This is a genomic window from Clostridioides sp. ES-W-0018-02 (assembly GCF_020658175.1).
GTDB lineage: Bacteria > Bacillota > Clostridia > Peptostreptococcales > Peptostreptococcaceae > Clostridioides.
The window spans coordinates 439,594-455,266 of the sequence record NZ_JACVVY010000001.1 but is presented as its reverse complement, the minus strand read 5'-3'; the positions used below and the strand labels follow the sequence as shown (position 1 = coordinate 455,266).

General features: G+C 27.2%; 12 protein-coding genes and 1 pseudogene. All 13 read right to left on the bottom strand.

The genetic code is table 11. The features are described 5' to 3' along the window. Positions 1-11: 11 nt before the first annotated feature. Positions 12-1,364, bottom strand: coding sequence for a putative bifunctional diguanylate cyclase/phosphodiesterase (locus IC219_RS21945; RefSeq protein ID WP_413926923.1), 1,353 nt, complete (start codon positions 1,362-1,364; stop codon positions 12-14). Between the two features lie 54 nt (positions 1,365-1,418). After that, positions 1,419-2,096: pseudogene (locus IC219_RS21940) on the bottom strand (cache domain-containing protein); the annotation flags it as partial. 367 nt (positions 2,097-2,463) lie between these two features. Further along, complete coding sequence (locus tag IC219_RS02155) at positions 2,464-3,303, bottom strand: prephenate dehydrogenase (protein ID WP_227483105.1); 840 nt, start codon at positions 3,301-3,303, stop codon at positions 2,464-2,466. A 15-nt stretch (positions 3,304-3,318) separates the two neighbouring features. After that, positions 3,319-3,852 carry a shikimate kinase gene (locus IC219_RS02150; RefSeq protein ID WP_227436091.1) on the bottom strand — a complete coding sequence of 178 codons (534 nt, stop codon included), beginning with the start codon at positions 3,850-3,852 and terminating at the stop codon, positions 3,319-3,321. Positions 3,853-3,863: 11 nt separating this feature from the next. Further along, positions 3,864-4,673, bottom strand: coding sequence for a shikimate dehydrogenase (gene aroE / locus IC219_RS02145; protein WP_227436087.1), 810 nt, complete (start codon positions 4,671-4,673; stop codon positions 3,864-3,866). Positions 4,674-4,718: 45 nt separating this feature from the next. Further along, complete coding sequence (pheA, locus tag IC219_RS02140; protein WP_227831894.1) at positions 4,719-5,915, bottom strand: prephenate dehydratase; 1,197 nt, start codon at positions 5,913-5,915, stop codon at positions 4,719-4,721. Positions 5,916-5,917: 2 nt separating this feature from the next. Then, a complete protein-coding gene (gene aroC / locus IC219_RS02135; protein WP_227831895.1) occupies positions 5,918-6,997 on the bottom strand; it encodes a chorismate synthase in 1,080 nt (359 codons plus the stop codon). Next, the gene (gene aroA, locus IC219_RS02130) at positions 6,975-8,288 is read right to left on the bottom strand and encodes a 3-phosphoshikimate 1-carboxyvinyltransferase (RefSeq protein ID WP_227831896.1); all 1,314 of its coding nucleotides are present in this window, start codon (positions 8,286-8,288) and stop codon (positions 6,975-6,977) included. The genes aroC and aroA overlap by 23 nt, the downstream gene beginning before the upstream one ends. After that, positions 8,288-9,352 (bottom strand): 3-dehydroquinate synthase, encoded by a 1,065-nt coding sequence (gene aroB / locus IC219_RS02125; protein ID WP_227853310.1) that lies wholly within the window; start codon positions 9,350-9,352, stop codon positions 8,288-8,290. The genes aroA and aroB overlap by 1 nt, the downstream gene beginning before the upstream one ends. A gap of 21 nt (positions 9,353-9,373) precedes the next feature. After that, a complete protein-coding gene (aroF, locus tag IC219_RS02120) occupies positions 9,374-10,387 on the bottom strand; it encodes a 3-deoxy-7-phosphoheptulonate synthase (protein ID WP_227436070.1) in 1,014 nt (337 codons plus the stop codon). Between the two features lie 468 nt (positions 10,388-10,855). After that, positions 10,856-11,812, bottom strand: coding sequence for a CorA family divalent cation transporter (locus IC219_RS02115; RefSeq protein ID WP_227436068.1), 957 nt, complete (start codon positions 11,810-11,812; stop codon positions 10,856-10,858). A 313-nt stretch (positions 11,813-12,125) separates the two neighbouring features. Then, positions 12,126-12,824: a response regulator gene (locus tag IC219_RS02110; RefSeq protein ID WP_227436066.1), complete on the bottom strand. Its 699-nt coding sequence runs from the start codon at positions 12,822-12,824 to the stop codon at positions 12,126-12,128. Between the two features lie 34 nt (positions 12,825-12,858). After that, positions 12,859-15,561, bottom strand: a complete 2,703-nt coding sequence (locus IC219_RS02105) for a sensor histidine kinase (protein ID WP_227831898.1) — start codon at positions 15,559-15,561, stop codon at positions 12,859-12,861. Positions 15,562-15,673 lie beyond the last annotated feature (112 nt).

The following is a 15,673-nucleotide window of genomic DNA, read 5'->3' as shown; positions in this document are numbered from 1 at the left end:
AATTTATTGACCTATATTTTATAGACTAATTTCTCAAACTCTTTAACTGGTAATGGTTTTGAAAAATAATAACCCTGAATAATGTCACAATTTGCTTCCCTTAACATTTCCACCTGACTTTTTGTTTCAATTCCTTCAGCAACGACTCTTATTCCCAATTGTTTAATAAGCGAAACTATACTTTTTATAACAATTTGACTTTTATCAATATTCTTATCATCAATAAAAAAGCCTCTATCTAATTTGATTACATTTAAAGGTATATTTTTAAGCATATTTACAGAAGAATATCCTGACCCAAAATCATCCATTGAAATTATAAATCCAATATCTTGAAGTCTTCTACTTACATCAAATAGAGTGTCCGTATCACCAAACATACTAGATTCAGTAATTTCAATTTCTATTAAACTATATGGTATTTTATATTTATCACATATATTAACTATTTTTGTGATAAAATCTTTTTTTAAAAAATCAACTCTTGAAAAGTTCACAGATATAGGTAAAGGTAAAATACCTTTGTCAAATAAAGTTCTAATTTCTTTGCAAGCTTGTTCTAGTATGTACATATCAATTTTTGTAATAAAACCATTCTTTTCAAATATAGGAATAAAATCACTTGGATATATAAATTCTTTTTCTGTGTATTGCCATCTAACCAGTGCCTCACTTCCACAAAATTTATCTGATTTAATATTGTATTTTGGTTGTAAATACATTATAAATTGATTATTTTCAAGTGCATATTCCATCTCTTTCTCTATTTTATCTTCAAGTAATAACTTATCCCTTAACTTATCGTTAAAAAAAGCAAAATTTATATCTCTATTGTTTTTTATTGATAATTTCGCAAGTGAAGCTCTATCACTATATGCACTTATAGATAAGTTCTTATCCTTAATTTCATAGATTCCAAAAGACAAATTTACAAAGTCATTACTAATAATGATTTTTTTAATAGTATTTACTATATCTTCTTTTGTATTATATTTTAATAAGATATTAAAATTATCAGAACTAACACGAGCAAAAGTCTCATTATCATGAGTCATATTATTTAATGTATCTGCAATATCTTTTAAAATTAAGTTGCCTTTTTTATGGCCATATATATCATTAATTGCTTTGAATTTATCAATATCAAATGTTACCATTGCATGTTTATCATTTTGTGATGCTTTCTTTAGTAAATTTATAGCATCTGATTCAAATTTTCGCCAATTTGAATAACCAGTTACAAGATCTGTATATGCTATTTTTTCTATAGTCTTTTGACTCTTTGCTTTTGAATATAATATGTACAGTATAACACCTAAAAACAAAAATGAAAGTATAATCCATCCAATAATTGTAATCATCATTAAATTGTTTAGCTTTTTAGATACAACTATCTTTGGAACGATTGATATTATAAACCAGTCATTTATTCCTAAAGAAGTATATGCCATATAAATTTCTTTTCCTGATTCTTTAGCCTCTACTACTCCTTTATCTGATATTTTCATATTTTTAAAAGTAAATGCTTTTTTAAAATTAACTTGTGAAAGATTTGTAATATTTGAATTTGAATTTTTGTGATAAGATGGTATAATTATTTCACCATTACTATCACATATAAGTGAAAAACTTTCACCATTAAAAGTTGAAATAGACAAAAACTCAGATACAAACTCAACATCATAATCAGCTGCAATAACAGCAACAATTTTACCATTATTGTATAATGGGACTGCATATGTTTTAGTCAATTTTCCAGTATCTTTATCTATTAAAGGCTTTGATATATTAGCTGTACCTTTAATGGCCAACTTAAAATAATCCCTATCTGAAAAATCTGTTCCAAAAATACCTTTAGCATAGCCTTTGCCATTAGGTAAAATCATACCAATGTTATTATAGTTACTATTTTTATTATATGATTCCAAAATTTTCAAAGTTTTTTCTAAATTAAAATTATCTTCTATTTCTAAAAACTTAGAAATACTTTCTAATTCATTTAAATTACTTTTCAACTTACTATTAATTGCAATCTTACTCTCTTCACTAATTTCTGATAAGTAATTTTTTGTCTCATATTCTAATACATTATCCATATTACTTATATAAAAAAACGCAAATACACTAAAAAAGAATAGTACCATAAATGCTATTAATATACTTTTTAATATCTGCCTACTATATTTCAAGTAGCTACACCTCACCCTCTCCACTAGTTATATTTAGTTGATTCACTTTATTTTACTATTAAAAACTCTTTTTTACAATTGAGTTTTATAAATTGTTAATAAAGAACATATTAAATAAGTATTATTTATAGGATAATAAAATTAAGGGTATAAATACAGCAATAGCATATTTAATTACATTAGTAACAATAAAACTAATATGATTAAATATGTTATTGTTTATATTTATACCCACTTACATGTAATTTTAAATTTATATAATTTAAATAAGAGTCTATTTTTCTAAATACTCTCTTCTGACTGAAGATGTTTTAAAATATTCAACAAGTTTATTTTTATCATTATTAAAGATAGCATCTTTTATTAAATTCACTTCCATCTCAAAATTTTCTATAGATTTTAATAAATTATCTCTATTTCCTAAAAAAAGTTCACTCCATAGGTCTTCATTCATATTTGCAATACGAGTTAAATCCCTATAGCTATCTCCAATAAATTTGCCTGTATCTCTACCTTCTTCATCACTATTTATAAGAGCAACTGCCATTACATGAGGTAATTGAGATGTAAAAGCTATCATTTCATCATGTTTTTGTGCAGTTAATTTTTTTACTCTTTTAAATCCTATCTCTAAAATTAAATTCTCAACAAACTCCAAGTTTTTTATATTATTTCTGCCAGTTGGAGTAATTATATAATTTGCTTCTTTAAATACCTCATCACTCGCAAAATCAATTCCCTTTTTTTCTCTACCTGCCATTGGATGACCAAATATAAAATCTATATCATCTGGAATAATTTTTAAGACATCATTTATAAGAACTTCTTTTATTCCTGTGGTATCAGTAATTATAGTTCCTCTTTTAAAATACTCTTTATTATTTTCTAAAAAAGTTACAATTAATCTAGGATATATAGATAATATAATCAAATCAGCTTGTTTGAAAAATTCCTTCCCTGTAGTACATCCTTTTTTGATGATTTCTAACTCTTCTGCTTTTTTCAGAGTTTCAGAATCTATATCTACTCCAAACACATCTTCATATCCAGCTTTTTTCAATGCCTTAGCAAAAGAACCTCCTATAACTCCTAATCCTACAACAACAATATTCATTATTCTTATTTCCCCCTAGATTATTTTTTCATTAAATTCAAATTTAAAATTTTTATTAATTGCATTTTTGATATTATATACAGCATCATTTAATGATTTATCATTTAAAATTTCTATATCCGCAGCATTTTTATAAAGATTTATTCTTTCATTATAAAGATTGTATAATTTCTCTTTTCCATCTTGTAATAAGGGTCTTGAATTAATATTTATATCTTCTAAAATTTTTTCTATAGGTCTATTAATAAAAAGTATTATTCCTGCTTCTTTGAGTATTTCTATATTAATATCTTTTTTTATTACACCACCACCAGTAGAGACTACTGTTTTATCACTAGTAGAAAGTTCTCTACATGCTTGAGTTTCATAATTTCTAAAAACATCTTCTCCTTCTAAAAATAATTCTGCTATACTTTTTTGAGATATTTTATTTATATAATCATCCATATCACAAAAACTACAATTATATTCCTGTGCTAAAAGTTTTCCAATTGTAGTTTTTCCACTACCTGGCATACCTATTAATATTACTTTTTCTTTGTTTATCATAATCAATCCCCCTATAAAAAGTTTAATTTTATTTCTTCATATATAATATTTAAAACACCATTATCTATTTTAGTATTCTGCCATATTTCTTGAGATTTTATTGCTTGCCCAACCAACATATATAATCCATTACACGTTTTTTTACCTAGATTCTGACCAATTTCTAGAAAAGAAGTTTTTTTAGGATTGTAAATCAAATCTACTAATATATCAAAATTTTGTATAATAGATTTTGAGACAGGTGATAATCCTATATTAGGGTACATTCCTACTGGAGTTGCATTTAATATTATATCTCCTTTTATATTCTTAAGTTCTTCATAATCTATTAATATAGCTGAATTATTTGATAGCTTTTTATTATCTTTTTTTCTACTTGAAACATAAACTTTATCTATTCCAGAATCAAGAAGGTATGTTATGGCTGCTTTAGATGCACCTCCAGTACCTAATATAACAGCTGTCTTTCCTTGAATATCAATATTAGCTATTTTGAACATAATGTCAAGTCCAAAATAATCTGTATTATAGCCATATAATTTATTCTCTTTAAGTAAAATGGTGTTAACTGCCCCTATACGCTTTGCTTCTGGAGATATAAAATCTAAAAACTCCATGACTCTTTCTTTATATGGGACAGTAACATTTACACCTTTGATTCTTAATAATTTTATAGCATCATCCAACATTGGTATATTTTCTTTTGAAATCTCAAAGTTCTTATAAGCACCTTCAATATTCAATACTTCAAATAACCTCTTATGAATTTGAGGTGAAACGCTATGAGATAGCTTTTCACCTATTAGACCAAAAAAATTCATCTTTCCACCTCCAATCATTCTGTTTAAAGAAAAAATTACATTTATCTATTCAATTTTATTTCTATATACACCGATAAATTTGAAGTATGCTGTATTACATTTTATCATGTCTAACAAACTACATACTTTTGAATCATATATAGAACATTCAAAATCTATATAAAAGAAATATCTCCAAGAAGCATTTTTCATTGGTCTTGATTCTATTTTTGTCATATTTATATTGTTTTCAGCAAAGTATCCAAGTATTTTATAAAGCTTTCCAGCTTCATGCTCAACAGAAAATACAATACTCATCTTATTTGACTCTTCTTCAATGTGTATCTCATTACTAATTACCACAAATCTAGTATAATTATCTGTTATATCATTTATACAAGGACTTATTATTTCTAATCCATAAATCGTTGCGGCTTTTTTACTAGCAATTGCTGCCTTTGTTTTATCTTGAAGCCTTTTAACAAGTTCAGCACTAGTTGCTGTATTATTAAAAGGTATCAATTTCCATTGACTATTTTGTTTTAAAAATTCACTACTCTGACCTATTCCTTGTGGATGTGAATATATTTCTTTAATATCTTCAAGGTTTGTGCCCTTTATTCCAATTAAATTTTGATTTATTTTTATACACTCTTCCCCAACTATATAGAATCCATATTTTCCTAAAAGGTCGTAAGTTTCAGAAATTGCTCCTGTAGAGGAGTTTTCTATAGGTATTATTCCATAATTTATGTCTTTATTTTGAAGTGCTATAAAGACATCTTCAAATTCTTTAAATTGTTTTTTTGTGATTTGAGTATTAAAAAATTTTGTTAGTGCTTCTTCTGTGAATGAACCTGATATACCAGGAAACCCTACTAGGAGATTTTTTTTATTAAGTTCACTTTTTAATGATTTATATTTATATAGATTTAACAAATCAAAATTTTCATTTGATGAATTTGAACTGTTTTCATTTTTTTCCTCTACATCATTATCTATTAATCTTTTTTGCAAATTTCTACTAACTTCCATTACTGAATTGAAAAATTGTACAGTCTCTTGTGAATATTTTTTATCTTCTAGATTATCTACTGCTTTACTCAATACTTTTTCTTCTCTATCTTTTTGAAGTATAGTAGTATTATTTTTCATTTTATACCTAGCAATTTCGAGAACTATATTCATCCTTTTTTCAAATAGTTGGACAAGTTCCTTATCTATATCATCAATTTTATTTCTATATATCGTTAAATCCTCCATTATTATCGTCCTTTCATCAAATCAAAAATTCCAATAGCTGTTACTGCTTCTATTACAGGTACAGCTCTTTGAACTATACAAGGGTCGTGTCTACCTTTAATACCTAAAACATCATCTTTTTTATCTTTTATATTAACAGTATTTTGTTGTTTACTAATTGATGGAGTTGGCTTAATTGCTACTTTAAAAATTATTGGCATTCCAGTTGTAATCCCTCCAACAATCCCACCATTATTATTAGTTTTACTTTTTACTGTATCTCCATCATAGTACATTTCATCATTACTTTGAGAACCATACATGTCTGTAATATCAAATCCTAATCCAAATTCTACACCTTTTATAGATGGAACAGAAAATAGTAAATGTGATAGAGTAGATTCAACAGAATCAAAAAACGGATTTCCAACACCTACATTAACACCTACCACTGCACATTCAATTATACCACCAACTGAATCTCCCTGATTTTTTGCATCTAGAATAGTATTTTTTATAGCTTCTTCTTTTGATAAATCAAGCAAAGGTAATTCTAAATTTTGTAAATTTAATAATTCTTGTCTTGAGATGTCTATATAATTAAAACCCTTATCCTCTATATTCTTGATTTTTTTTATGTGGGCTCCTATCTCTATACCTTCTTGTGATAAAATTTGTTTACATATAGAACCACAAAATACTAATGGAGCAGTTATTCTTCCTGAGAAATGTCCTCCTCCTCTATAGTCATTAAACCCAGAATATTTTATATGACCTGTATAGTCTGCATGACCTGGTCTCATCAAGTTTTTAACTTCTCCATAATCTTTTGAGCGAGTATCACTATTTCTTATAATTGCACATAATGGAGCTCCTGTAGTTTTTCCATCAAAATATCCACTTAAAATTTCTGGTATATCACTTTCATTTCTTGAAGTTGATATAGAATTTTTTCCTGGTGCTCTTCTCTTCATTTCTTTATCAATTTTATCAAAGTCTAACTCAATGCCAGCTGGAAGACCATCTATATTTATACCTATAGCATTTCCATGAGATTCTCCAAAGATGGATATTTTTAAATTATTTCCCCATATTCCACTCATCAATTCTTCCTCCTAACATCTCAAAATCTTTAAAAAAATGTGGATAAGACTTTGATACACACTCAAAATCTTTCAATATGATTGGTTTATCACATCTACAAGAAGCAATTGCAAGTGTCATGGCAATCCTGTGGTCTTTGTGACTCCATACCGCTACACCTCCATTTAATTTGCTTACTCCCTCAATTATCAAACTATCCTCTTTTTCTTCTATATTTGCCCCAAGCTTACTTAACTCAACATTTATTGCATGAAGTCTATCACACTCCTTAATTCTAAGTCTTCCAGCATTGATTATAGTCGTCTTCCCTATACTTAAAGCTGCTACCACAGATAAAACGGGTATTATATCTGGGCATTGAGATGCATCTATCAAAGTACTATTTAGACAATTTGTTATTCCTTTGATTTTGTTGTCTTCTCTTAAAATTTCCACACCCATCCTTGATAAAATCTCAATAACTTCACTATCTCCTTGAAGAGAATTTTCTTTAAGGTCAAGTATGTTAATATCTTCTCCAATAGCATCTGCTGATAAATAAAATGCACCTTGAGAATAATCTCCTTCAACTTTATAATCTATAGATTTATAAGTTTGATTTCCTTTTATGATAAATTCTTTATAATTATTATTTACAATTTCTACTCCAAAATCTTTCATAGTTGAAATAGTTAAATCTAAATACCCTTTAGATTCCAGTTCAGTGGTAATTATTATCTTTGAGTCACTATCTAATGTAGGTAATATAAATAATAATCCTGTTATAAATTGAGAACTTATATTTCCTTTTACTCTAAATTCGTCTGGTTTAAGTTTTCCTGATACAATTAAATCCAGTTTATTTTCTTTGTAGTTGTATTCTATGCCTTGTCTGTCAAATATCTCATAATAAGTATCAAGTGGCCTTTTTCCAAGATTACCTCTTCCTATAAATCTTTTTACTCCATCAAAGGATAAAGATATAGGTACCAGAAACCTTAAAGTAGAACCTGATTCATTACAATCTATAGTCAATTTAGGTTGATTCAATTGATTCTCTTTATTTAAAATTGCTTCTTTAGAGTAGATTCCTGTAATTTCTAAAATGTCTTCTTTTTTTTCTATGGTTGCTCCTAATGATATCATTGCTCTTATAGTAGCTATGATATCATCAGAAAAATCTATATTAGAAATTCTACTTTTTCCATCACTTAAAGCAGCACAAATAACTGCTCTATGTGCCATACTTTTTGATGGAGGAATTTTCACATCTCCTGATAATTTGCTTGGATATATTTTTAAGCTTCCCATCATTTTACCTCCTGAAAAAATTTAGAAGTAGTATCATATATAATACTTTCTCCAATATCCTTTAAAAGTATTATTTTTAGTGTATCACCTAGATTTTTTTTATCAAGAGATATAGTATCTATTATAGATTTATTATCTCCTAATTCAACATCATAAGGTAAATCATAATTTATTAAAATTGATTTTATAAGCTCTGATGTACCTTGTTTTGTAATCCCTTTTTTTTCACTCTCTAATGTTATCTTATACATGCCTACACCAACAGCTTCTCCATGAGTATAACCTGTAAAGTTATAGTGTTTCTCAATAGCATGACCTAGTGTGTGTCCAAAATTTAAAAGCATCCTATCTCCTAAATCTCTCTCATCAGCTTCAACTACAGTTTTTTTGATAAGGCAACATTTATGTATAATGTATTCTATATGTTGCATCACTTCTTCCCTATTTTTTAAGTTTTCAAGCTTATAAAAAAAAGTTTTATCTTTTATACATCCATACTTTATAACCTCTGCCATTCCATCTCTATAAAATTTTTCTGGAAGAGATGATAATACATCTGGGTCAATAAATACTGCTTTCGGCTGATAAAAACTCCCTACTAAGTTTTTTCCCCTTTCAAGGTCAACTCCAACTTTTCCACCTACAGAACTGTCCACTTGAGCTAATAGAGATGTTGGAATTTGAATAAAATTTACACCTCTTAAAAAAGTTGCTGCTATAAATCCTCCTAAATCTCCAATTACCCCACCTCCCAATGTGATAATCAAATCTTTTCTAGTTAACTTAAAGTCAAGTAAACTTTCATATATTTTAGGTAGAGTATTAAATGACTTTGTCTCTTCACCAGCTTCTAATATTATAGCTTTAGTTTCAAATCCATATTCAATCAAATTATTTTTAACTTCATATAAATATAATTTTGCTACATTTTCATCTGTAACAATAAAAATCTTATTTCCAGAATATATTTTTTTAATTTCTTTACCTATATTTTTTAATATACTTTTTTTTATAAATATATTGTAACTATTCTCTTTTAGATTAACTAATAATTTTTCTTCCACGTTTAACCATCCTTCTATAGATTATATTTCTCTTCCAACTGCTGATGCGATAGTTTTTAGTTCATTTATTAATCCTTCATACTCATCTGGTTTAATTGATTGTTTACCATCACAAAGTGCATGAGCTGGGTCATTATGAACTTCTATTATTAAACCATCTGCTCCAACAGCAATTGCTGCTTTAGATAGAGAGTCAACCATCCATGATTTTCCTGCTGCATGACTTGGGTCAACTATGACTGGTAAATGGCTAAGTTTTTTTACAGCTAAGATTGCACTTAAATCCAAAGTATTTCTAGTGTATGTTTCAAAAGTTCTTATACCTCTTTCACAAAGGACCACACTTTCATTTCCTCCAGCCATTATATATTCAGCTGACATTAGCCACTCTTCAATTGTAGCAGATAATCCTCTTTTTAAAAGTATTGTTTTATTTGTTTTTCCTAATTCTTTCAATAAATCGAAGTTTTGCATGTTTCTTGCTCCAACTTGAATTACATCTACATTTTCTTCAAATACATCTATATCTTGTGTTGACATTATTTCTGTAACTATAGGAAGACCTGTTTTTTCTTTTGCTTTTTTTAATAAATCTAATCCATCATATCTTAATCCTTGGAAAGCGTATGGAGATGTTCTTGGCTTGAATGCTCCTCCTCTTAAAAATCCTGCTCCTGATTTTTTTACATCTTCAGCTATAGAAACTATTTGTTCCTCTGTTTCAACAGAACAAGGACCAGCTATCATAGTAAGTTTTTTTGACCCAATTTCCATACCATCTACATTTATAATTGAAGGTTCTGGATGAAATTTTCTATTTGCTTTTTTAAAAGGTTCTACTACATGCATAACTTTTTCAACCACCTTATTTGCTTCTATTCTTTTGGCATCTATTTTACTAGTATCTCCAACTAACCCCAAAACAGTTAATTCTTTTCCATCTATAGGATTCACCTCTACACCTTCTTTACAAATAGCTTCTATTAATTTCTTAACTTCTCTCTTATCTGCTCCTACTTTTAATACCACTATCATCTTTACTACCCCCTAATGTTATATTTTTATACTTGAGTTTAAAATAAAAAAGAGAACTCATTAATGAGTTCTCTAAAATAATCTATTAAGCATCAAATCTTACATGACCATATAAAATAATCATTTTTATAAAATTGACCTATGCCCAAGGTTATTAAAATCAAGGCCTCACCAGAAAGGAATTACATGTATTTTTGTAAAAGAAATAGCCAGCGCTAAAATAAAAGCCCCAGAACATAAAATAAAAAAAGCTATAAAGTTTTGCCACTAGTTCTTTTAAAATCCCTTTCATAGTATTATCCTCCATTTTTATAATTTATTAATCTTCTTGTTTAATAATTATAGCAAAGAAAATATAATTGTCAATATTTTCTATAAATATTTTCAATTTAAAATATTTTTTTATTTTCTTAATACACTTTTTCTTTTAATATATTTTTCTAAAATCGTTTAAAAAGCATCTTATTTTTACAATAATTTTTTTATTTTAAATATTATAATTCCAACAAAAACTATGCCTAACATCAAAAGTAATGTTGCTGGATATCCATAAAGCCAGTTTAGTTCTGGCATATACCTAAAGTTCATTCCATATATTCCCGTTATAATTGTAAGTGGTGCAGAGATAGCCGTAAGTAGGGTCAATTTTGTAATTAAGTGATTCGTTTTTTCACCTACTCTAGAAGAATAAATATCTAGGAGTTTATCTGCTAACTCACGTGTTGATAGTGCAAAATTATATAATTTATCAATACCAAAATCTATCCCTTGAAAATTTTCAAGATTATATTTTTTTACATTCGAGTATTTTAAATATCGTATATTTTCTTTAACTATTCTATCTCCAATATATAAAAGTGGTCTGGTGTTTTTAACTATAGTTCTAGTCAATCCTCTTACATCACTTATTCTAGAAACATGATTTTTATGAATATTGTCCATCATCTCATCTTCTATTTCAAGAATTAATTCTTCAACTTTTTCTAAAGATTCAAAACCATTTTTTATAACTTCTCTAAAAATTAAATAATTTATCTTAAAAAGGTTTATGACAGGATTTTTTTCAAGTTGAGAGTTTTTTAAAATAAGATTCTTTACAAATTCAAATAGAAAATGCTCTTCATTTACAACAACTAATATAAAATTATCTGATAAATACATATTTACTTCTTCTATAACAGCTTCTCCATTTCTCAATTCAAAAGTATTTAGGCTCAAAAAATCATAATTATCAAATAAATCAAGCTTTGTTATTTCATCAAATTTAAGACAATCATTAAATGTTATTTCATCTATATCCAAAGTTTCCTTGAGTAATTTTAAATTTTTTGGAGCACTTAATATAAGATATGAATTTTCTGGTATATAAAATTTTGTTCTAAAATCTTTTGCAATCTCTCTTGTATTTAAATTCAATATATACATAAATCTACTCCTAAACCTCAATTTACATTTTTAAAATTATATATATTTATTACTGTAATTATTTTTCACTATTTCAGTAATTATTATTTAATATTTATTTATATTAAATTTATTAGAAAATAAATATTAAATCTTTTATTTTTTAACTTAGACTTTTCTTACAAATTATACCATACTTTTATTTTAAAATGTGTTTAATATTATCAATGTTAAAAAAGTACTAAAAAATGAAATGCATATACTTAAATTAATAATAGCATACACACTTCATTTTAACTTAATCTAAATTATACAATTTTAGCATCCATTTTGCCTATTCATCATTTAGTCTATATCCAACACCAACTTCTGTAATTATATACCTAGGGTCAGCAGGTTGCTTCTCTATTTTTCGTCTTAATGTTGCCATAAAAACCCTTAAAGACTTAGTTTCATTGCCTATAATACTACCCCATATTTCTTTTATTATAAAATTATGAGTAAGTACTTTTCCATGATGCTTTGCAAGTAATGAAAGAATATTATATTCAATTGGTGTCAAATGTACTTCATTATTGTCAACAATAACTTTTCTTTTATCAAAATCAATAAATAATTCACCTACTTCAAACGTAGACCTAATCTCTTCTTTTTGTTGTAATTCTACTTGTGAGTGTCTAAACGCTACTCTGACCCTAGCTAATAACTCTACTATAGAAAATGGTTTTGTTAAGTAATCATCTGCACCTGCATCAAACACTTCTACCTTTTCTCTGTCTTGTTCTCTCGCTGAAACTACAATTATTGGTATATTTGAAAACTGCCTAATAGCTTTTATTACCTCTATTCCATCCATATCTTCTAACCCTAAATCTAATAGAACGACATCTGGAGAATATGATACAGCAATTGATATTCCTTCTTTACCAGTTATAGCCTCTTTAACATCATAATCTTGTGTTGCAAGTGCAGTAGATATAAATTTTCTTATTGTTTTATCATCCTCTACTAACAATATAAGTTTTTTACTCATTTCTTCCTCCAAAACTAAATTTCAAAATTTCATACTATTCATTTTCTTTTGGCAAACTAAATTTAAAAGTTGAACCTTTATCTTTATTGTTTACTACTAAAATTTCACCTTTATGAGCTTGAATTATAGATTTACAAATTGATAATCCAAGTCCAACACCTTTTCTAGAATCCTTAGTACCTTCTTCTCCAGTAAAAAATCTATCAAATATATGCTCTTTCAATTCTTTTGATATTCCAGGACCATTGTCAGACACTTCAAACCAAACATAATCTTCTTTTTCATATACAATTATATTTATCTTACAATCCTCTTTTGAATATTTTAAAGCATTATCTATTAGATTAATTAAAACCTGTTCTATTAATTTGGCATCCATAGGAACAAATAATATTTGCTCTGGTATATTAATATCTATAATTGCATTTTCAATTCTTTTTTTTATATTTTGCAATGACTCTGATATAATTTCCTCAACAAGTTCAGAACGTTTTTTGACTTCTAACTTTCCTTCATCTATCTTAGTCATGCTAAGCAAATTTTCAACAAGTCTTATTAACCACTGAGTATCTTCATATACACCACTAAGTAATTCGTCTATTATATCCTGACCTATAGTATCCTTATTTTTTATAATTGTACTAACTGCTCCAGATATTCCTGCTAATGGTGTTCTGAGGTCATGTGAAACTGCTCTTAAAAGATTGCTTCTAAGCCTCTCTCTTTCTATCTCAAGATTAGTGTTTTCTTTTGCTTCTGATAGAATTTCTCTATCAAGAGCTATTGCCATTTGAGCAGTTATTGTTTCAATTAAACTTATATCTTCTGTATCTAATTTTGAATCAACACATGATATACCAATGACTCCCAAAGTTGAATTCATACCTATAATTGGTATATAATATCCTTTTGAACCAGGAAGTGTATCTGTATCACTACCTGCTACTGTTGAATTAGACAATACCCAACTTGCAACAGCCTTTTCATCTTCTATATCTAAATCATTTTTGTCCTTATTAGCAGTATTTTTTTTATAGAACTTTGATTTCTTATCCTTATCCACATTTAAATAACAAACTATATCTCTACTTAGACTAAGACATAAAAGTTCTATACCCTTATTTACTATATCATCTTTATTCGACAATCTTAAAAATCCCTTAATGATTTGATATATCATTTTTGTATTTTCTTCTCTTTTAGCAGCTGTATCTGCTTCATGTTGTATCTTAGATGTAAGAGTACTAGTTATTATACCAACTATTGAGAATACAACTAATGTTACTATATAATTTGAATCAGCTATTGACAGTGTATATAAAGGTGCTGTAAAAAAATAATTTAACAGTACTATGTTAAATACAGAACTTATTATACCTGTACTATACCCTTTAGTCCACATAGAAACCAAAACTACACCTAACATATATATTAGTAATATATTTTCTCTTATAAATCCCATACTTTGTACTATATATGCCAAAATGCTTATCACTGAAGTAATAATTATAAGTTTTATAAAATCAGTTTTACTAATTTTAAATTTTGATTTTATTGATGAGTTATCTTTTTTAGGTCTATATTTAACCTCTGAAGCAAATTTATAAGGGATTATATGTATATCTATATAATCAACTTCATCTATTAATTTGTCAACTATATCTTTTTTCAGTTTTTTACTCAATTTTTTAGTATTTGAATGATTTCTGCCTATTACAATTTTTGTTACATTTCTTATCTTGGCAATTCTAAGTATCTGTTCTATTACATTTTCACCATGTAAAACAATTATCTCAGCACCCAACTTCTTAGCTAGTTTTAAATTGTTTTGTAATTGTTTTTGCTCCTCAAAAGGCAATTTTGCTGTATTTGGAGTTTCAACATATAAAGCTATCCACTTAGCAAACGTACTATCTGCTATCCTAGATGCAGTTCTAATAACCTTGGCTGAAGATGGAGATGGGCTTATACATGCAAGAAGTGTATCTGATGTAGGTATTACTGTTACATCACCCTTTGATAATCTAGTCATTTGAACTTCTTTATTTACTCTTTCGGCTGTTTTTCTAAGTGCAATTTCCCTAAGTGCAACTAGATTGTCTTTTATAAAAAAATTATCTTTTGCTCTAATTGCCTGTTCCTTTTTATATATTTTACCTTCATTAAATCTTTCAAGAAGTACGTCAGGTTCAACATCTATAAGCTCTAATTGTGTACTTGTATCTAAAAATTTATCTGGTATAGTTTCTTTGACTGATACATTTGTAATTATCTCCACAATATCATTTAAACTTTCTAGATGTTGTACATTTACAGTAGTATATACATTTATACCTGCTAGTAATAATTCTTCTATATCCTGCCATCTTTTAGTATGCCTTAACCCAGTGACATTAGAGTGAGCAAACTCATCAACTAATATAACTTCTGGCTTTCTTGCTAATGCTGCATCTAAATCAAACTCTTTTAATTTTATAGATTTATATTCTATTTCTTTTACAGGAAGAGTCTCTAATCTGTCAAGTAATGCTAATGTTTCTGGTCTAGTATGTGGTTCAATATATCCAACAACTACATCAACCCCTACTTTTTTTAAATTTTGTGCAGACTCCAACATAGAATAAGTTTTACCTACACCTGCTGCATACCCAAAAAATATTTTTAACTGACCTCTATTTAGTTTTTTTTCTTCATTCTTTATTTTTTTTAATAGAATATCAGGATTTGGTCTGTCCATCAAACAACCTCCTTGTACATTTCATTACTATTATAATATCAATTCTAGTATAAAAATGTAGTTAAGATGTATTTTTAATGATTAAGATTATGTAAAGATACAAGTATGTAGT